The 18,044-nt window shown below is 36.4% G+C and carries 22 protein-coding genes; 5 read left to right on the top strand and 17 right to left on the bottom strand.

Features of this window, described 5'->3' with window-relative positions:
* Positions 1-25: 25 nt before the first annotated feature.
* The 4 genes from rlmD to G4D63_RS16490 all read right to left on the bottom strand — a co-directional run bounded on the left by rlmD (position 26) and on the right by G4D63_RS16490 (position 4,672).
* A complete protein-coding gene (rlmD, locus tag G4D63_RS16505; RefSeq protein ID WP_163180782.1) occupies positions 26-1,417 on the bottom strand; it encodes a 23S rRNA (uracil(1939)-C(5))-methyltransferase RlmD in 1,392 nt (463 codons plus the stop codon).
* A 340-nt stretch (positions 1,418-1,757) separates the two neighbouring features.
* Positions 1,758-2,591, bottom strand: a complete 834-nt coding sequence (pdaA, locus tag G4D63_RS16500; RefSeq protein ID WP_420837826.1) for a delta-lactam-biosynthetic de-N-acetylase — start codon at positions 2,589-2,591, stop codon at positions 1,758-1,760.
* A 177-nt stretch (positions 2,592-2,768) separates the two neighbouring features.
* Positions 2,769-4,304 carry a fumarate hydratase gene (locus G4D63_RS16495; RefSeq protein ID WP_163180872.1) on the bottom strand — a complete coding sequence of 512 codons (1,536 nt, stop codon included), beginning with the start codon at positions 4,302-4,304 and terminating at the stop codon, positions 2,769-2,771.
* Between the two features lie 185 nt (positions 4,305-4,489).
* Entirely contained in the window at positions 4,490-4,672 is a 183-nt protein-coding gene (locus G4D63_RS16490; RefSeq protein WP_163180781.1) for an SE1561 family protein, read from the bottom strand.
* 126 nt (positions 4,673-4,798) lie between these two features.
* On the opposite strand from G4D63_RS16490, the gene G4D63_RS16485 reads away from it, so the two are divergent.
* The gene (locus tag G4D63_RS16485; RefSeq protein ID WP_163180780.1) at positions 4,799-5,662 is read left to right on the top strand and encodes a mechanosensitive ion channel family protein; all 864 of its coding nucleotides are present in this window, start codon (positions 4,799-4,801) and stop codon (positions 5,660-5,662) included.
* Positions 5,663-5,726: 64 nt separating this feature from the next.
* Here G4D63_RS16485 and G4D63_RS16480 read toward each other — a convergent pair whose 3' ends face one another.
* Both G4D63_RS16480 and G4D63_RS16475 read right to left on the bottom strand, forming a co-directional pair.
* Positions 5,727-6,560 carry a YfkD famly protein gene (locus tag G4D63_RS16480; RefSeq protein WP_163180779.1) on the bottom strand — a complete coding sequence of 278 codons (834 nt, stop codon included), beginning with the start codon at positions 6,558-6,560 and terminating at the stop codon, positions 5,727-5,729.
* A gap of 274 nt (positions 6,561-6,834) precedes the next feature.
* Positions 6,835-7,215 (bottom strand): OsmC family protein, encoded by a 381-nt coding sequence (locus G4D63_RS16475; RefSeq protein WP_163180870.1) that lies wholly within the window; start codon positions 7,213-7,215, stop codon positions 6,835-6,837.
* 161 nt (positions 7,216-7,376) lie between these two features.
* Between G4D63_RS16475 and G4D63_RS16470 the strand changes: the two genes are divergently transcribed.
* Positions 7,377-8,552, top strand: a complete 1,176-nt coding sequence (locus G4D63_RS16470) for an MFS transporter (protein WP_163180778.1) — start codon at positions 7,377-7,379, stop codon at positions 8,550-8,552.
* A gap of 143 nt (positions 8,553-8,695) precedes the next feature.
* A complete protein-coding gene (locus G4D63_RS16465) occupies positions 8,696-8,842 on the top strand; it encodes a BH0509 family protein (protein ID WP_163180777.1) in 147 nt (48 codons plus the stop codon).
* 216 nt (positions 8,843-9,058) lie between these two features.
* On the opposite strand, the gene G4D63_RS16460 is transcribed toward G4D63_RS16465, so the two are convergent.
* Positions 9,059-9,895, bottom strand: coding sequence for a YihY/virulence factor BrkB family protein (locus G4D63_RS16460; RefSeq protein ID WP_163180776.1), 837 nt, complete (start codon positions 9,893-9,895; stop codon positions 9,059-9,061).
* Positions 9,896-10,067: 172 nt separating this feature from the next.
* Here G4D63_RS16460 and G4D63_RS16455 point away from each other — a divergent pair, with 172 nt between their 5' ends.
* Positions 10,068-10,289 carry a DUF1128 family protein gene (locus tag G4D63_RS16455; protein ID WP_163180775.1) on the top strand — a complete coding sequence of 74 codons (222 nt, stop codon included), beginning with the start codon at positions 10,068-10,070 and terminating at the stop codon, positions 10,287-10,289.
* Between the two features lie 147 nt (positions 10,290-10,436).
* On the opposite strand, the gene G4D63_RS16450 is transcribed toward G4D63_RS16455, so the two are convergent.
* Together G4D63_RS16450 and G4D63_RS16445 are read right to left on the bottom strand one after the other, a co-directional pair.
* Positions 10,437-11,420 (bottom strand): HD domain-containing phosphohydrolase, encoded by a 984-nt coding sequence (locus tag G4D63_RS16450; protein ID WP_163180774.1) that lies wholly within the window; start codon positions 11,418-11,420, stop codon positions 10,437-10,439.
* Positions 11,421-11,528: 108 nt separating this feature from the next.
* On the bottom strand, positions 11,529-12,131 hold the full coding sequence (locus tag G4D63_RS16445; protein WP_163180773.1) for a DUF2087 domain-containing protein: 603 nt from the start codon (positions 12,129-12,131) through the stop codon (positions 11,529-11,531).
* Between the two features lie 141 nt (positions 12,132-12,272).
* Here G4D63_RS16445 and G4D63_RS16440 point away from each other — a divergent pair, with 141 nt between their 5' ends.
* Entirely contained in the window at positions 12,273-12,419 is a 147-nt protein-coding gene (locus G4D63_RS16440) for a hypothetical protein (RefSeq protein WP_163180772.1), read from the top strand.
* A gap of 170 nt (positions 12,420-12,589) precedes the next feature.
* Here the strand turns inward: G4D63_RS16440 and G4D63_RS16435 are convergent, their stop codons facing one another.
* The 8 genes from G4D63_RS16435 to G4D63_RS16400 all read right to left on the bottom strand — a co-directional run bounded on the left by G4D63_RS16435 (position 12,590) and on the right by G4D63_RS16400 (position 17,908).
* Positions 12,590-12,964 carry a DnaJ family domain-containing protein gene (locus tag G4D63_RS16435; protein ID WP_338023990.1) on the bottom strand — a complete coding sequence of 125 codons (375 nt, stop codon included), beginning with the start codon at positions 12,962-12,964 and terminating at the stop codon, positions 12,590-12,592.
* Between the two features lie 333 nt (positions 12,965-13,297).
* Positions 13,298-13,630 (bottom strand): redoxin domain-containing protein, encoded by a 333-nt coding sequence (locus G4D63_RS16430; protein ID WP_163180771.1) that lies wholly within the window; start codon positions 13,628-13,630, stop codon positions 13,298-13,300.
* A gap of 3 nt (positions 13,631-13,633) precedes the next feature.
* The gene (locus tag G4D63_RS16425; RefSeq protein ID WP_163180770.1) at positions 13,634-13,801 is read right to left on the bottom strand and encodes a hypothetical protein; all 168 of its coding nucleotides are present in this window, start codon (positions 13,799-13,801) and stop codon (positions 13,634-13,636) included.
* A 74-nt stretch (positions 13,802-13,875) separates the two neighbouring features.
* Positions 13,876-15,201 carry a polysaccharide biosynthesis protein gene (locus tag G4D63_RS16420; protein ID WP_163180769.1) on the bottom strand — a complete coding sequence of 442 codons (1,326 nt, stop codon included), beginning with the start codon at positions 15,199-15,201 and terminating at the stop codon, positions 13,876-13,878.
* A 228-nt stretch (positions 15,202-15,429) separates the two neighbouring features.
* Positions 15,430-16,203 carry a TerC family protein gene (locus tag G4D63_RS16415; RefSeq protein ID WP_163180768.1) on the bottom strand — a complete coding sequence of 258 codons (774 nt, stop codon included), beginning with the start codon at positions 16,201-16,203 and terminating at the stop codon, positions 15,430-15,432.
* A gap of 75 nt (positions 16,204-16,278) precedes the next feature.
* On the bottom strand, positions 16,279-16,668 hold the full coding sequence (locus tag G4D63_RS16410; RefSeq protein ID WP_163180767.1) for a sporulation protein: 390 nt from the start codon (positions 16,666-16,668) through the stop codon (positions 16,279-16,281).
* Positions 16,659-16,823, bottom strand: coding sequence for an FbpB family small basic protein (locus G4D63_RS16405; protein WP_163180766.1), 165 nt, complete (start codon positions 16,821-16,823; stop codon positions 16,659-16,661). The genes G4D63_RS16410 and G4D63_RS16405 overlap by 10 nt, the downstream gene beginning before the upstream one ends.
* A gap of 296 nt (positions 16,824-17,119) precedes the next feature.
* Entirely contained in the window at positions 17,120-17,908 is a 789-nt protein-coding gene (locus G4D63_RS16400) for a TIGR00266 family protein (protein WP_163180765.1), read from the bottom strand.
* Positions 17,909-18,044 lie beyond the last annotated feature (136 nt).

Here is an 18,044-nt window from a genome sequence, read left to right as displayed (position 1 = left end):
GAGACCATATAGCCTCTGCCATTCATTATTTTAAAGTTAAAGTAGTTACCACTTCAACATGTGCTGTATGTGGAAACATGTCTACCGGTTGCATGTATTGTACTGAATATAACTTTCCTAGTTCAGCAACATCCTTAGCTAGAGTTGAAGGATTACATGAAACATATATAATCTTCTTTGGCTTTATATTTTTCAAAGTATTAAGCAAACCTTGATCACAACCCGTTCTTGGCGGATCTACTATGACCACACCCGGTTTCCAGCCTTCCTTTACCCATTTCGGTAAAATCTGTTCTGCTTTGCCTACTTCGTATTTAGATGTTTTTGCAAAACCATGCTTAGCAGCATTCTTTCTTGCATCATCAATTGATTCAGCAATCACATCCATACCGCGTACTTCACTTGCCGAAGAGGCTAACCAAAGTCCAATAGTCCCGACTCCACAATAGGCATCTAATACTTTCTCACGCCCTGTTAGAGCTGCTGCTTTTTTCACTTCATCATATAACTTAATGGTTTGAACTGGATTGAGCTGGAAAAATGCTCTTGCCGATAACTCAAATGAAAGGTCACCTAGTACTTCTTGAATCGTATCCTTACCAGCCATATGTAGGGTTTTTTCTCCAAAAATGAGCGATGTTTTCTCACCATTTATATTTTGCATAATCGATTTTACTTCTGGTAATCTCTTTTGAATCTCTTTTATTAACAGTTCACGACGTGGGATTTCTTTTTGAGTAGTGATTAAAATCACCTGAAGTTCACCAGTCTCAATTCCAACTCTTGTTACAATCGTCCGTACGAGTCCTTTTCTTGATCGTTCATTGTAAATAGATATTTTAAGGTCCTGTAAAATGGTTTTAACAACCTGGGTAACGTGATTCGTGCTTTTATGTTGAATCATACAGTCAGAAATATCAATAAGCTCATGAGAGTTCATTCCATAAAGACCTGCTATAACTTTTTGTTTATCAAGACCCACTTGAAGCTGACTCTTATTTCGATAATTCCAAGGTTCTTCCATTCCAATTGTAGGCCTAACCTCTAGCTGATCCATTGGAATTTTCGTGTATCTTTCAAAAGCTTGAATAACAATATCTCGCTTTTCACGCAGCTGACCTTGATAATTTAGATGTTGAAGCTGACATCCTCCACACTGATCATAAATTGGACATGGTGGGGCTACTCGATCAGGTGATTTTTTACGAATCCTTTTAATTTTTGCTTCTATTAAAGATGGTTGTACTTTTGTAGCTTCTGCAACAATCTCCTCACCAGGTAGTGCTCCTGCTACAAATACAACCTTTCTCTTAAAAAATCCAACACCTTCTCCATTTATACCTAATCTCTTTATCGTTAAAGGAAATGCCTGTCCTATTTCTAGAACTGCTCCTCCATCTTGCTGCTTATTCTTCAATCATATCCGCTCCATTTATTGTTCTTAGTTAAAGTATAGCCTATCATTTCTTGTTCATTCTGTCATTTAAAGACAATTTCTTGGTATTATATCATGAAAAGTGGTCATTCTATATGTTGGTTGCTAATGTTAGTTTGAATTGCTGTGGTTGATCTAGGAATTCAATGCCATGTTCATCAGTAAACTATTGTTTTTGCACGCTTTTATACATATTTGCACGGCGATGTTTGAATTTTGCACGTCTTTTGACATATATGCACGGAATTTCTCTTTTTTTGCACGTTTCCTTACAATTTATGCACGAAATAACAAAAGGCGTTCTCAAAGGAACGCCCACTGATTAAGAATTTATCGCATCCTGGTCATAACTAAATAACCAAGGATGTGGAAGAGTTCTTTCCATCATTAAGTCATCAAGACTCTTGAATTCATACCCTTCTGCCTGTAGATCTGTAATAATTTTCTCTAACGCCTCAGCGTTGTCTTTTGACACAGTGTGTAAAAGGAGTATCGAACCTGGGTGGATTTGTTTCATCACTTGATCATAAGAATATTTCCAGCCTTTTTGCTGATCGGTGTACCAGTCAACAAAAGCCAATGACCAGAAAACATTTGTATAACCTAATTGTTCTGAAAGAGCTAATGTTCTCTCACTAAAAACCCCTCTAGGGGCACGTAAATAGTTCATCCCTTTTTCACCAGTAAGCTGTTCATATTCTTCCTTAACTAATTCAAGCTCTTTCTTAAGTCTAACATCACTTACGGTTGTGAGGTCAGGGTGATGATAGGAGTGGTTTCCGACAATATGACCCTCCTTGACCATTCGTTTCACAAGCTCTGGTTGATCCTTAAGGTAGTAGCCTGTTACAAAAAAGGTTGCCGGTACATTTTTCTTTTTTAAGACGTCTAAAACAGGTGCAGTATATCCATTTTCATATCCGTTATCAAAGGTAAGGTAGATTTCTTTTTTAGTCGTATCGCCTAAATAGAAACTGTTATATTTTGATAGTAAGTCATCCAACTGCTTCCCAGCAGAAGGTGGCTCGTGATTAACACTCTTTTTAAAGCCCCAGTTAAACTTAGCATTTGAATACGTATTAGCATCTACGGTCGCCATAGTAGGAAGCATTAATAATGCTGTTAGAAGTAGTATTAAGCCCTTTTTTCGCTTCATTCTCCCATCTCCTTTCCATTTATTTGATTTATATAAAAAACATTAATTTCTAACTCTACATGTAGTTTCTGTATTATAGATGAAAACATGCTGTGAAAGGTTTTCCAAGAAACAAAAAGGCGAAATTTAAAACAATAAAAAAAACGATAGGCGCATAAAACACCCATCGTTTTGAAATTATTTAAATACAGGCTCTTTAAATTGGGCAAGCTTTTCAAGAGAAGACTTTTCAACGTCTCTATGAAGGCTATTACCATGAGAGTCCATTGTTACTACAGCTTTAAATTGCTTTACTTTTAGATGCCACATTGCTTCTGGAATTCCGAACTCCATCAAATCAACACCTTCTACTGATTGAATACAGTCGGCATAATATTGTGCTGCACCACCAATTGCATTCAGGTAAACTCCACCATGCTCTTCTAAAGCTTTAAGAGTGTTAGCACCCATACCACCTTTACCAATTACAGCACGTAAACCAAACTTCTTCATGATATCACCTTGATAAGGCTCTTCACGAATACTGGTTGTAGGTCCAGCAGCCTTTACATGCCATGTGCCATCTTCGTCCTTTAACATAACTGGTCCACAGTGATAGATAATTTGACCATCTAAATCGATTGGAGCATCATTTGTAGAAAGGTGCTTATGAATTGCATCACGGCCAGTATAGATCATACCGTTGATGACAACAACATCTCCGACTCTTAACTCACGAATTTGTTCTTCTGTAATTGGAGCTTCTAAGACAACTTCTCTTGTCTCTTCTACTTCTTCAACAGCAGCAGCTACTTCTTTAGAGAAATCAATTTTCTCTCCATCTTGATACATCCAATCTTGGATTTCTCCTGATTCCGGATCTAGCTTCACGCCTAGGCGGCGGAATGCCCAACAATTATAAGCTACAGAAACGAAGAAGCTTGCTGGAATACGATGCATTACACCAACCTTACAGCCAAGTAAAGTTGTTTCGCCTCCAAATCCCATTGTTCCAATTCCAAGTTCGTTCGCATTAGCCATTACATACTCTTCTAGCTTACGAAGTTCTTCATTTGGATTAATGTCATCATTGGAACGGAATAACTGTTCCTTAGCTAGGTCATATCCACTCGAACGGTCTCCACCGATTCCTACACCGATGAAGCCGGCACTACAGCCTTGTCCTTGTGCCTGATAAACAGAGTGCATAATACACTTACGAATACCATCTAGATCACGACCTGCACGACCTAGTCCTTCTAGCTCACATGGTAAGCTATATTGAATATTTTTATTTTCACATCCGCCACCCTTTAAGATCAGGCGTACGTCGATATAATCCTTTTCCCACTGCTCAAACTTGATAACTGGAACACCGTCACCTAAATTATTTCCGCTATTATCACCTGTTAAGGAGTCCACGGAATTAGGACGCATTTTCCCATCCTTTGTTGCTTGTACCATAGCTTCTTTAATCGCTTCTTTAATTTTTAACTGGTTTACTCCTACCGGTGTTTTTACCTTAAAGGTAGGTAATCCCGTATCCTGACAGATTGGTGAAACGTTTTCATCTGCCATCGTGATGTTATTTGTAATGGTTGCAAGAGACATAGCAGCACGTGTGCCAGCATTTTCTCTCTCTTTTGCTGATTTAATTGCCCGACGAACGTCTCTTGGCAAGTTAGTAGAAGTTTCAACTATTAGCTCGTACATACTTTCTTGAAGCTTTTGCATCATGTAAATCTCCCTTCCCCCGCATAACCCCAATGGGTGGCGTATGACCATACGCATTATATATATTTACCACTACTATTATACGATGTATTACGATGACAGTCATCACCTTGAATTTGTAAAAGAACTCCAATTGAAACATTAAACTTTTCTTTCATATAAAAACACACAGCGGTTGCTGTGTGTTACTGATCTTTCTTAAATTGTTCTACCTTAATTTCCATATCATCTAGTATTTGAATTAATCGATCTATATCGTCGACCTCAGCATGCTCTGGGTCTAAATGATCGATTACATCCATAAACATCTCTAAACGGTTTTTCAAGTAAGATAGCTGTGATTCCTTATTAGTAGAAGCTTTACCCATTATATTTCTCCTTACAAAAGCATTTTTGTTATACCCATAGTATGCCCATTTTTATAGGTTGTGTACATAATTTTATGTAAAAGAACCACAATTAAACTATATCTAACTCGGGAAGAGGAATATAAAATGGAAGTAGCGCAAGCCATCTGGGAACATCCGTTAGCACAATTCTTTTTAGTCTTATTCGCTACTCTAATCGGCATATATTTGCTTAATCGTAGTGTTCATCAGTTTTTTCAACGAACTAACTTCATTGAGGTTAGAAAAGAGAAGACTCTTGAGAGTATGATTAAATCACTTCTTAGATACACAGCCACAATCGGCCTAATTCTTTATGGTTTATCCTTTATAGTCGACGATTTTGGCAAAGTTCTAGCAGGAGCCGGTATTGTCGGGATTATCGTAGGTTTTGGTGCACAAAGCCTAATACGGGATTTACTTTCTGGTATCTTTCTTATTTACGAGAAGCAGCTTCATAAAGGTGATTTTATTACAGTTAACAATACATTTAATGGGACTGTTGAAGATATCGGATTACGTTTCTTAAAGGTGCGAGAGTGGAGTGGAAAACTACTGACCATAAGTAACGGGGAAGTTAAGCAAATTCAAAACTATAACATAGATCGGATGCGTGTAATTGAAAGAGCGGTAATAAGCTACAGAGAGAATCCTGAGGAAATCTTTTCATTATTAGAAGAGGTATGTGGGCATTTGAACCATCAACTTGATCATACCTTAAAAAAAGATTTACACAATCAAATTATTGAACCATTTCAAGTCTTTGGGATTACTACTCTAAATGCAAGCTTTCGGGGCCATGAATATACCGTCACCGGACTGGTTGACGACCTTCATTATTGGGAAGCCTCAAAAATCGCCCGTAAAGTATTAGCTCAAACTCTATTCAATAAAGGAATAAGACAAGCAGAAGAACACCATCTATTGAACAATGATGAGATCCCATTGTCCAACCCAAACAAATCACGTTAACACAGTAAAGCGGTGGGGGCCAGGCCCCCACCGCTTTACTGTGTTAAATCATCAATATTGTTATTTATCTTGGACGCTCTGATACTACAAATCCAAAGGACACGTGGTCTTGGATAGGAATCCAGGCTCCGATTCCCTGGGAGGTAACATTTTTAATAACTAGACTACGCTTATTTCCTTTTAGTACGAGATAAACTTCACCAAAGGTTACTTTTCCTTTTTCATTGATGGCTGGAGCATAACCATATAGATATCCTAGGCGCTTTGGCGCAATATTATAAACTTGATCCTTCTTTGTCCCCGCTCCAATGATGGTTTGGAAAGATAAAGGAAGGTTTGTTTTTTGCATTGCCTTTAAAAGCATCATTTTTTTAACATCTTCTGCACTTTCAATTTTAGCGGTTAGTCCACCTTTTACATGCTTTTCAGCTTCCTGCTGGTAGTGAATTTGGTGTGCTGCCTTTCCACCGCGATTATCATACATATTTGTATTAATCTTTTGATATTCCCAATTAGCACTTGTCTCACTTGATTCGTAATGCAATGGCCATTGACCCATATAAATGGTCGCACGATATCCGAATGCTAATGGTGCGTCTGAAATGGTCGTCTCATTTAACATTCTGATGAGATCAGGATTTTCAATCGGAACTTCTGATGTGTCAATAAGTTGTTGCGCTAAATCACTTGGCTGTAGATATGGTAAGTCTTGAGTAGGATTTGGATAAGTATTTTCCTTCGTTATATTCATAACAGAATTAGGAACCTTAAACTTTTCACTTACTTCGCTCGTTTCCGCTTTTTCTTCCGTTTTTTCTGCTTTCTCTTCAGCATAAGAAATCATTCCGTTAGTAAATAGAAGAAGACATGATAACAGTCCTGTAAGTGCTGCCTTCATATTTATTATTTGCCCCTTTCAAGAAAATCTATTTTTTTCTTAGTTTCCACAATGAAAAGTAGATTATCCAAAATAACCACAAATTTATGCTAAAACATTTTATACTTTAATTTATTTGAATATTTACAACTTTCAAAATAGGTGATATACTCATCTCAACCCTAAAGCTTTTCATTCCTAATTCCTAAAACGATAACAATAGTAAAGCGCCTTATCATTTGACAAGGCGCTTTACTATTGTTAATTTTCCATCTCTTGTTTAATTTAACTAGTTTTAAACTAATTCAAATGTCTCAACAATCTCGATGCTTCCTTTAACAGACTGTGCCATTGGGCAGTTTTTACTTGCTAAATGAATAGCCTTTTCTACTTGCGTAGGGTCGAGGTCCTGACCTTTAATGGAGTAATGTATATGAATCTTTTCAATTCTATTTGCTTCTTTTTCATTGCGTACCACTTCCGTTGAGAAAGAGAGATCCTCAATTACCATTTTCTTTTTAGTTAATATGGTACGTAATACACCTCCACTACAAACCGCAATGGAAGCAACCATTAATTGATATGGTCGAAACCCATACTCCTCATTACCTGATACGTGCAATTCACCATATTCAACATTCGTTTTAAAACCTACCTCTTTCATTTCAAACTTCATAATGTTGATCACTCCCTTTATCTTCTTACTCATAGTATACCTTCATGTCCTCCTCACTTCACCATACCAAGCTCAGAATTTTATAGTGGCACTTCGATAAAATCGGTGGTACCATCTGAAAGGTATGAAACAAATCTGTTATGAACAAAGTGAGGAAAAAAATGAGTACTCGTTTTAGATTTTGGATACTTGTCAGCACAGTGGCGATCTCTGGATTTTCACAAGGAATGCTTTTACCCTTAATTGCTGTAATCTTTGAAAATGATGGGGTAAATTCCACATTAAATGGATTAAATGCAACAGCACTTTATATTGGAATATTAATTGCATCACCATTTATGGAAAACCCGCTAAGAAAATATGGATATAAACCGATTATCATGACTGGGGGATTAATGGTTGCCTTGTCTTTAGCCTTATTTCCCGTTTGGAGTTCTTTTTGGTTTTGGTTTGCTTTAAGATTCATCATTGGAATTGGTGATCACGCCTTACATTTTGCCACTCAAACGTGGATTACCTCTTTTTCTACAAAGGACAATAGAGGACGTAATATTTCTTTATATGGTCTATTTTTTGGAATCGGATTTGCAATAGGACCCCTCATGACTCCTTTGGTCGAAATCAATGAGGCATTACCTTTCTTAATCTCATCTTTACTTTGTTTAATCGGTTGGGGATTTCTCTTTTTCTTAAATAACGAATTACCAGAGGAAGATTTCAAGGTTTCTTCAACAATTGATACATTTAGACGTTTTAAACAAGCATGGAAATATGGCTGGGTAGCTTTTCTTCCCACACTTGGATATGGATTCTTAGAATCATCGCTTAATGGAATTTTCCCCGTTTACGGACTAAGGATTGGATTGAATGTCACCAATGTATCTATTTTACTCACCTCTTTCGCTGTAGGTAGTATCATTACACAGCTTCCACTTGGAATGCTAAGTGATCGCCTCGGAAGACGAAATGTGTTAATGATTGTTCTAATTTCAGGAACGAGTGCATTTTTCTTAGCTAGTTTGCTCGAAGACTCTGGATCAGTTATAGGATTACTCATCTGCTTTAGTTTAGCAGGGATGATGGTTGGGTCCACGTTCTCATTAGGAATTAGTTATATGGCAGATCTGATGCCACAGAAACTCTTACCTACAGGTAATTTATTATGCGGAGTTAGTTTTAGCATCGGGAGTCTAGCGGGACCATTTTTAGGTGGGGTACTTATTCAATGGTTTGAGCAAATCAGTTATTTTCACATTATAAGTTCTTTCCTTTTAATCATACTACTGATCATTGTACGATTTGGTAAGAAAGAGTTAGCTCCTATAGCGGAAAACTAAAAGCAGCAGAATTGAGCTGCTTTATTTTTTTGCCTATTTTTCAGAATTTTTAAAAACAGTATTGCACATATATTCTAAACTGTTATATAATAACATTAACAAAACAACAAACTGTATTAAAACAGAAAAGGAGTGGGTTAAAAATGAGTCGACAAGAACGTATTAACATGATTAACTTTATCCAACGAACAAAGGGGATTGCGGAAGAACAGCTACTATATATGACAGATTTAGATATTGAACATATCTATAATTCCGCTTATTATCAGTTTGAAATTATACAGGAATAGAAAAGGGAACCAGCGTAAAACTGGTTCCCTTTTTATCAATGGTAATTGTTATGCCCGTTTGCACTACTACTTGTTTTATGTTTAGGACTATTTCCCTTATGGTGGTCATTTTTACGCTTTTTCTTTTTACTCATCATAATCCCCCTCGTAACGTTATGAAGGTTACGACCTTCCTTACTATCATCTCCGATTACACCAATAATAGAGGAGGTAATATCATGTAAGCTTTTTTTCCCGCTTAGAATTTATGATGGCATTGATTTCTCCACCTATTAAAATAATCATTCCAGTCAAATAAAACCAAATCATTAAAACGATAATCCCACCTAGGCTTCCGTATGTAGCCGAATAATTCCCAAAGCTTCCTACATAGTAAGAGAAAGCAGATGAAACAATGATCCAACCTAGAGTTGCGATAAATGCTCCTGAAAATACTTCCTTCCAATGCAAGTGCTTGTTAGGGGCAAAGTAGTACAGACAGCTAAAGACTAGAAACAACACAAAAAAGCTGATAATCCATCTTGCTGCATTCCAAATGACTAAAAACGTCTCCGATAAACCCATGGCAGAGAATATAAATAATCCGATTTGTTTACCAAAAACAGGCAATAACAATGCAATCACAATAACAATAATCATCGCAATCGTTAACAGAATTGACATCAACCTGGCTACTATAAAAGAACGAGTCTCCTTTACGTCATAGGCTCGATTAAACGCACGAATAACCGCGTTCAATCCATTAGAGGCAGACCAAATCGTAGCTATAATCCCGAACGATAATAGCCCGCTGTTGTGATTTTGAATAATTCCACTTATATTATTTTCGATTAAATTCATTGCCTCACCTGGGGCGTATTGTCTCAAGAAGCTAATCACCGTTTCCTGGTCAATCGGTAAATAACCAATTAAGGTAATTAAAAAAATCATAAATGGAAATAGTGATAATAGAAAGAAATACGCTAGCTCAGCTGAAAGCCCTGCTACTTCATCATGATGAAACCTTCCCCATAAATCCTTTAGAAAGGTTGGAATTGAGGTAATGCTTACCATTTTATCTCCTCTTCCTGCTCTTTTTGTTTATTTTACCTTTTTGACGAAGGATTAAACTCTTGTAAGACAACTTCTATTTATATATATCGTTTTCCAAACAAGACAGTACATTTTTTATCATGCATTCGTGATACAATATAGTTAGTACATAGCGAACAAGGAGCTGATTGATGTGGATTTAAATCAGAAAACAGAAGAGAACATCGAATTTATGGTAAATGAGATTATGCAAAAACTTAAGGTTTTAAATATGGGCGTATTAAAGTCCTCCCATTTCAATGAAGAAGCATACGAAGAGTTAAAGGACATATACATGCTTGTTAAGAGCAAACCAACCTTTTCAATCAGTGAGATACAAGCAATTGTTGAAGAACTTGGAAATATAAAAAAGTAAAACAAAAGGTGTAAGTACTTCGTTTGTCTATTTGACCTCGAGGGGCTGGGGGAGATTACGTCACGTTAGGAAATTTGATATGGATTTTACTATCTTAATTACCCTACATACAAAAAAGGCCGATCAACTATGATTGGCCTTTTTCTATTACTTCTCTTCCAGCATACCGGTAATTAATAACGTATAGTCTTGTTCTAGAGATACTTCTTCATTAGTAGACAAGTAACGTACAGTAGGACGCTGCATAAGTGATTTGATTCTAGTTACAATTGCTACTTCACCATTATTTAGGACCACCTTTGTACCAGGTGTATAGCTCGGAATACTGTTAATGAACGCTTGCACGATCTCAGGTTCAAAACCACTTCCACTTTTCGTCATAATTAATTCCATTGCCATATGTGGAGGGATATTTTCTCTGGAAATCATATTTTCATATAGGTTACAAATTCCACAAATTTGTGCAAACTCATGAAATTCCTTTCCTGTTAGCCCTCTAGGAAAGCCTTGTCCATCAATTTGTTCATGATGTTGATAAGCAACATGAGCTGAAAGAAGACTTACCTCTCTTTCCTTTCGCAAATAGTTAAATCCTTGCTGTGGATGCTGCTCATCGTCAGTAGTCAAAGCTTTACCTATATCATGCAATAATCCACCAATCGCTAGATCTCTCAGCTGTAATTTATTTATTTTAAGCTTTTTAGAAACTTGCAGTGCTAATAATGTTACATTAACAGCATGGGCATTTCTTCGTAAGTCCTCAGCAATAGATGTTGTAGGAATCAGGACAATCGCCTTTCTCTTTTCAACTTCTTCAAGAAGCTTGGAAACAATCTGCTTTAAACTCTTAACTTCTAGCGACTTATTAGAAGTAGCTAAATCAAATTGCTTCTGAACAATTTCAATAGCATCTATCCACGTAGGCATATCCATTAACTCTTCTAAAGTAATCCCCTCAGATATCGAATCCTCTACGAATAAATAGCGAATGTCCATTGCGACAATCCGTTCTAGGTATTTGGGATGTATGGAACGTCCTGCAGCCAAAAGAACCCGCTTCTGCTTATCATAAATAGGTCTCGCTAACTGCATGGTTTTATGATCATATTCTGAAGTGCTAATTAATCTCACTTTAGTAACTCCTTTTTGCTCTAGGTCTTCCACTCTTCTAGTAACATTTTACTATAGATCATATGGATACAAAAAAACTAGGTCCACTATAGTCCTAGTCCTTATTTATTATGAAAGTTTTTCCCATTTCGTCCATAATTCTCGTGGATTTAGTTCATACACTGAATTCTCACGATACATAAACTGGTGCATAATAAACTCTCTTCTTATTGTAGCAAAATCGTCATGAAATTGCTTAATAAATTGATTTATTTCTCTTTCCTGATATTGTTTTTCCTTCTCTAATTTTCCAATCAAATATTCTAATATAATTACCTTTTTCTTTAATTGAGAAGGAATCTGCTTTAATCTACCATCACTAGTGAAGAAATTTTGAATAACATGATCTCTCATCTGGGTTTGTTCCTCGCTTAACATATCTTTACCCTCCTCACTCTTTGCTTGTCGTATTAATTTTATAATGCTTTCGTTACTACGCTCTAACGTCTTTTCATCTAAAGTAAAATAAATCGTATTTTTGTCACGCCGTTGATGGAGAAGTCCAACTTCTCTTAGCTTATTGACATGATGAGTAACTGTCGGTGTTGAAATATTCAACATCTCAGCAAGTTCTTGACCATTCAAAGGTTTGTTGCTCAATAATAAAATCATTTTTATTCTTGTTGGATCAGCTAAAACTTTATGAAATTGTACTAATCGGGATAACTGCATATAAACCCACCTTAAAACTAATTAGATATATATCTAATTAGATGATAATGAAATTGGTTTTAGTTGTCAATTCCTTTCATTTGTTAATTTTCGTTTTGTACCAAGCCCTCCTTGCATATACGTCAGTAAGGGGGGATAAAAATGGTTCAATTATGGCTAACTTTAATCGGTTTGTTTGTTATGCTTTTACTAGGAGTTGGCGTTTTTTTGTATACTGTCCATATCGGAATTAATAGTGATGATGCTGAAACAATTGACCCGTTACCTGAGGATGTTGATAAAAAGTAATCGTTAAGCCGGATGTTTCCATATAGATTCTAAGACAAAAAAGTCCTTCTTCATTTTATGAAGGACTTTTTTCATCTTGTTTCCCATAAAGTATAGCCCCTGTGTTTTAAGAACACTCGTCAATAAAAAAAGCCTCACTTTATTAAGTAAAGGCTACTAATTTATTTTGTTTATTTAAACCGATCATATATCTTATTGCCATAATCTTTAAAAGCGGCAGAGTGATTAATTTGCCTTTTCTTTATCATACTATTTAGGCGTATTGTTTTTTCATTTAGCTGTTTTTTAAAAATGTCAATTTGGTGCTCATCCTTGCTAACTTTTATTAAATCTTCAATCGTTTTTATTTCGCTTTTAAGCTTGTATTCATCAGGGTTATATCCGCCATTCTTAAGCATTTTGTACGCCATTCTCAATTCCTCTGGAACAGCTGATAAATCCTCTAACACTAACGGTTTACCCAGTCCAGGCAATTCTTTGAATTCTCCATCTTCATAAGCTTTACGTATTTTATCCTCTGAGGCTACATAAGAAAAATCCATCATTTTACCTCTTCTCATATATTGACTTTTTTCTTATATTATACGGTAAAACAGGAAGGGCATTTCTTACAATTTCTTGAAGTTTTTAAACTTAATTAAGAAATAGGTTCTGTTATACCTTGTTGTTGATTTTCGTTACAGGACACTCGCTTTCCGCGGGCGAGTCCGTGAGCCTCCTCGGCGAAAAGCGCGCCTGTGGGGTCTCCCGTGACCCGCTCTCCCGCAGGAGTCTCGCGTCCTTCCACTACAATCAACAGTGCAAATAACAACACTGTTGTTTTTTTAAATATAAAAAGAGCTAAAAAGAGAGTCACTCTTATTAGCTCTTGTCAAAACTTATTTTTTCAATTCGTTAGAAATGTCCTCAAAGGTTTGATCAATTTGTTCTCCCCAATGATCATTCTGCTTCGCTAACACTACAGTTCCATCTTGGTCTAGGATGGCATAGCCACGGTATGCAATATCTTCATTCTTCATTCCCATCTTATCAATCAATACTAAATCTGGGTCTGCAACGAAAGGAACTACCTCATCATATCTTTCTTGTAAAGCCAAGACTAACTCTTTTTGTTGTGCGGGTTGATCCGCACTAACAATGTACATCTTCACACCTAAATCTTGAAATTGCTCAAGGTTTTCATGCAGCTGAACTAGCTGCTTTTGACACAATGTTCAGGTGTATGTAGTCATAAAGAAAAATACGACAGGTTCATCAGCTGGAAAAGTAACATCCTCACCATTATGATTCTGAACAGTAATGGGTTCACCCATATCCTTATTGCCACAGCCCGCTACTACTAATAGAAAGATACTTAATATGATTAATGCGATCTTCTTCAAATCATGTCCCCCTCTTTTTGCTCCCATTATAACTTTTAGAAGTAACTTTTCCTAATATAAAAACTTCCTCATCTCTAATAGTACCTTTTTATAGGATCTTTTAACCAGATTGATACTCCGATTTTTTGGCAAATTGTTAGGTAATGAAGCATCATGATTAATACCGCTCCAAAATTCATCCCAATAATAACTCCTTGCATTTGCAAGTGTGTGGATCCGAGCACAAACATTAAAATAAATTGGAAGACAGTTGACCACACTGAGTGGAAGAACGCATCCTTTACAAGCCCTAACCCTATTAAATATGCTTGCATTGGGATAACAAAAAAGTGTATTAGGAAATATGGCCATAATATTTGTAAATATAATGTTGCAGATGATGATTGAAAGAATATATGTGTAAGCGGATCTGCGAAAAAGTAGAATAATACAACTGCTGGAATCCCATATAATGCAGTTATTAATATAACTTGCTGTAAGATTTTTTGAAGCCTTGCAAACTCTTTCCGTTCATACGCTTCCGATACAGTTGGAATTAGTGCTATAAGTAAAGAATGTGCTATAAAGGCTGGAAAGAAACCAATGCTCATTGCAACCCCAGTCATTAGACCGAATTGTTCGGTAGCCATTTCTTCTGAGACACCCGATCGAAGTAAAGCTGCCTTTATCAAAAAAGGTTGATAAGCATGAGTGAGGGCATGAAAGAGTCTCATTCCCGTTGTTGGTAGTGAAACTGCTAAAAGGTTCTTATGGACCTCTTTCTTAGTTAACACTGTGTATTTCCCCTGTTTTACAACCTGCCACTTAATATAAAAAGCATGAAGTAAATAAATACAAACTACTAACTCACTTCCTATCAAGGTACCAAGTGCAATCAGTATGGAGGTGTTTAGCTCAAAAGAAAATAATTGATAAATTACTACTAACAATAAGAGCTGTACCGCTTTTCTCATAAAATTGGATAGAGCTATTTTACTCATATCCTGTTTCCCCATAAAATATCCCCTAGTCAGAGAAGTGAAAGAAACAATTGGTATCAAGATAATGAATAACCATTTCACCATAGGATGATAAAGATCGAATATAGGAACATTCGGCACAATAAAGAATGCAATAGCTATAAAGGCAAACATAAGTTTAATTGCGAATCTAGCGGCATGCTTCATCATGCTTTGATGGTAACTTTCTTTTTTCTCCGCGATAAATTTCGAGATAGAGATGGGCAGTTCTAAGCTAGCCAAAATCACCACAAGGAAGATCGAGGGCAATATCGTCATATACAAACCCATCCCATGTTCACCAAGTTGTCTAGCAAGGACTAAATTTATAAAAAATTCAACACATTCTCCTATAAAAGCCGCCACTACAAGAAAAATTAATCCCTTTAAAAACGTATTCATATATAAAGTCTCCTTGTCCTCACATGTTTTGTATTATATACATATGAGACAAGACCCCAGAATATCTATCATGAATTTATAAAAGTATATTATATTATGTGATAAAAAAAATGGCCCACCAGATTCTGGTGGACCGCTACATATATTTAATAAGGGGGAATACCTTACAATACCCATTATTGCCAACATCTATGCCTCTTATACATTATTTTTAATTTTTTCTTCAAATTAAGCAGATTGTTTGTCAGCTTCTGGTTTCTTTTCCTTAGAGAAGAACCAACCTCCTGCTGCAATTAGGATTAGAACCACATAGAAAGTGATTTTCCACTCTGGAGATTTTGCAAACGTGTATGGTAGGTATCCTAAGTCCGGGTGAGATAACGTATATACTGCTAGCTTTACACCAACCCAACCTACAATTAAGAACGCAGCAATCTCCAATCCAGGACGCGAATGCAAAAGGCGAACGAAGTAATTTGCTGCAAATCTCATGATAATTAAACCAATTAAACCACCTGCAAAAATCACTAAGAATTTACCACCATCAAGTCCCCCTATTTGCGGAAGGTTTGTGTTAGGTAAAGTTACCGCTAAAGCAACAGCTGCTAAAATTGAATCAACTGCAAATGCGATATCAGCTAGTTCTACTTTTAAAACAGTCATCCAGAAACCAGACTTTTTCTTATCTTTTTCTTCTTCTTTTGACTTATTTTTAAAAACCAATTTCCGGGTTATATGATTAATCGCAATAAATAATAAATACAGAGCTCCAATTGCTTGAACCTGCCATACGTTTACAAGGAAGGAGATTGCAAATAGCGATGCAAATCTAAAAATAAATGCCCCTGCTAATCCATAGAATAATGCTCTCTTACGCTCCTCCTCAGGAAGATGTTTAACCATTATAGCAAGCACTAATGCATTATCTGCAGCCAGAAGTCCCTCTAAGGCAATTAATAATAAAAGGACCCATGTATACTCTAACAACACTGATAATTCCATTTAATGACCTCCTTATATACTCTCTTACTGTTCGTTTGAATTTGTTTAGTTATACTTCTTATTATTGCGCAGATTTTACGTTACCAAGATGGTAATAGTATCCTGATCCAAACTTTTCAATCCCTCATTAAACACCAGTCTTGTTTTAAAGCGATATGTTAAGCAATCAGAAGAAGGTATGAGAGTTTCTGGAATATAAAAGGAAAACGGGATTTCCTTGTGATTTTCTGAATCGATCACTTTATTTGTTAGTATGGTTTTCGTTTCAACCACTTCTTCTCTATGCGTATTGTCTGTTTTAACAAGGTCACATTCAATCCTCTTGAGGTGTTGCTCAATGTTACCTCCATCAATGTGAATTGACCCCTTTATGCATTCTCCAAGCTTTGCTTCCCCTTTCTCAAGAACTAAGTCGACCTTAGCAGAACCAATTCCTAATAAAGACATATATTTTTTTAACCGCATTCCTCTCTCCCTTTCAACATAATATTTATCACTTTTTCATCAATTTTCTTATCAATTTTGTCGAGTTCTTCCTTGGACTTCATAATCTCTTCTTTATTCTTTACAATTAACTCCTTAAAAGAAAGTCTGTCTTTCTTTAATCTTCTTTTATTCATTGTTAGCCCTCTTTTCTCTTCTTTTTTTATTTGGCCTTTCAAATTCCAAAAAGAGCCTAGAAAAAATAAAAGACCTCTACCAGAAATGGCAAAGGTCTTTGAAAAAATAAAAGACCTTTACCGCTTTAATGGTAAAGGTCTTGCTAACAACGGTTAAACGCTGCCACTAAAGCCGAGGGTAGGATACCCTGAAATGACGACTTTAATGTAAAAGCTACTCCCCTTTAGGAGATCTATTCATTTTTTTGATAATACAATTGTATAAGAATTAACATGGAAGTCAATAGGTGTTTTTTCTAATTATCCCCATTTAGGAATCCACCTAAAATTCCGCCCTCTCCTTTTGAACTGCCTCCTCCCTGAGGAGCACTTGCATATATTCTGTCTGCTAAGCGACTAAAAGGTAAGGATTGAATCCACACTGTCCCTGGCCCTTGTACAGTTGCAAAAAATAATCCTTCACCACCAAAAAGAGCAGTCTTTACTTTACCAACATATTCAATATCATAATTAATATTCCTAGTCATTGCGACTAAGCAACCTGTATCAATACGAAGTTTCTCACCGGGCTGCAAATCTTTCCTATAAATAGTTCCGCCCGCGTGTAAAAAAGCTAATCCATCACCCTCAAGCTTTTGCATGATAAAACCTTCCCCACCGAAAAAGCCAGCACCCAGCTTACGTTGAAAATCTATTCCAATTGAAACTCCCTTTGCTGCACAAAGAAATGAATCCTTTTGACAGACAACCTTGCCATCAAACTCACTTAAATCCATAGGAATAATCTTCCCAGGATATGGTGCAGCGAATGAAACATGCTTTTTCCCGGTACCCTTGTTAGTGTATACCGTCATAAATAAACTTTCCCCTGTGACAAGCCTTTTACCGGCTCCCACCAGTTTCCCTAGTAATCCCTTACTTTGAGGACCCCCATCTCCGAAGACTGTTTCAAGTTCAATTCCGTCCTCCATCATCATCATGGATCCAGCTTCTGCGACCATACTTTCTTCAGGGTCAAGTTCGATTTCTACGAACTGCATATCATCACCGTGTAACTTAAATTCAATCTCATGAGAATTTTTCATGTTAATTTTCCCATCCTTTTACTCAGAATCATTACTACCACTTATACGTTAGAGTCTGGTGTTAAGTTTCAAATATAATTCTTAATTTGCTTGAAAAATAAAAAAGAGCAGCATAGAAACGAAAATTCCACCAAAA

Source organism: Bacillus mesophilus, from assembly GCF_011008845.1.
GTDB lineage: Bacteria > Bacillota > Bacilli > Bacillales > SA4 > Bacillus_BS > Bacillus_BS mesophilus.
The sequence above is the reverse complement of the archived record's forward strand: the minus strand, read 5'-3'. Positions and strand labels throughout refer to the sequence as shown.

Excerpts from the sequence above, each read along its gene's own strand:
- pdaA (WP_420837826.1), bottom strand. The coding sequence starts at position 2,591 with ATGAAGCGAAAAAAGGGCTTAATACTACTTCTAACAGCATTATTAATG.
- G4D63_RS16495 (WP_163180872.1), bottom strand. The coding sequence starts at position 4,304 with ATGCAAAAGCTTCAAGAAAGTATGTACGAGCTAATAGTTGAAACTTCT.
- G4D63_RS16490 (WP_163180781.1), bottom strand. The coding sequence starts at position 4,672 with ATGGGTAAAGCTTCTACTAATAAGGAATCACAGCTATCTTACTTGAAA.
- G4D63_RS16485 (WP_163180780.1), top strand. The coding sequence starts at position 4,799 with ATGGAAGTAGCGCAAGCCATCTGGGAACATCCGTTAGCACAATTCTTT.
- G4D63_RS16480 (WP_163180779.1), bottom strand. The coding sequence starts at position 6,560 with ATGAAGGCAGCACTTACAGGACTGTTATCATGTCTTCTTCTATTTACT.
- G4D63_RS16475 (WP_163180870.1), bottom strand. The coding sequence starts at position 7,215 with ATGAAGTTTGAAATGAAAGAGGTAGGTTTTAAAACGAATGTTGAATAT.
- G4D63_RS16470 (WP_163180778.1), top strand. The coding sequence starts at position 7,377 with ATGAGTACTCGTTTTAGATTTTGGATACTTGTCAGCACAGTGGCGATC.
- G4D63_RS16465 (WP_163180777.1), top strand. The coding sequence starts at position 8,696 with ATGAGTCGACAAGAACGTATTAACATGATTAACTTTATCCAACGAACA.
- G4D63_RS16460 (WP_163180776.1), bottom strand. The coding sequence starts at position 9,895 with ATGGTAAGCATTACCTCAATTCCAACCTTTCTAAAGGATTTATGGGGA.
- G4D63_RS16445 (WP_163180773.1), bottom strand. The coding sequence starts at position 12,131 with ATGCAGTTATCCCGATTAGTACAATTTCATAAAGTTTTAGCTGATCCA.
- G4D63_RS16440 (WP_163180772.1), top strand. The coding sequence starts at position 12,273 with ATGGTTCAATTATGGCTAACTTTAATCGGTTTGTTTGTTATGCTTTTA.
- G4D63_RS16435 (WP_338023990.1), bottom strand. The coding sequence starts at position 12,964 with ATGATGGATTTTTCTTATGTAGCCTCAGAGGATAAAATACGTAAAGCT.
- G4D63_RS16420 (WP_163180769.1), bottom strand. The coding sequence starts at position 15,201 with ATGAATACGTTTTTAAAGGGATTAATTTTTCTTGTAGTGGCGGCTTTT.
- G4D63_RS16415 (WP_163180768.1), bottom strand. The coding sequence starts at position 16,203 with ATGGAATTATCAGTGTTGTTAGAGTATACATGGGTCCTTTTATTATTA.
- G4D63_RS16410 (WP_163180767.1), bottom strand. The coding sequence starts at position 16,668 with ATGCGGTTAAAAAAATATATGTCTTTATTAGGAATTGGTTCTGCTAAG.
- G4D63_RS16405 (WP_163180766.1), bottom strand. The coding sequence starts at position 16,823 with ATGAATAAAAGAAGATTAAAGAAAGACAGACTTTCTTTTAAGGAGTTA.
- G4D63_RS16400 (WP_163180765.1), bottom strand. The coding sequence starts at position 17,908 with ATGAAAAATTCTCATGAGATTGAATTTAAGTTACACGGTGATGATATG.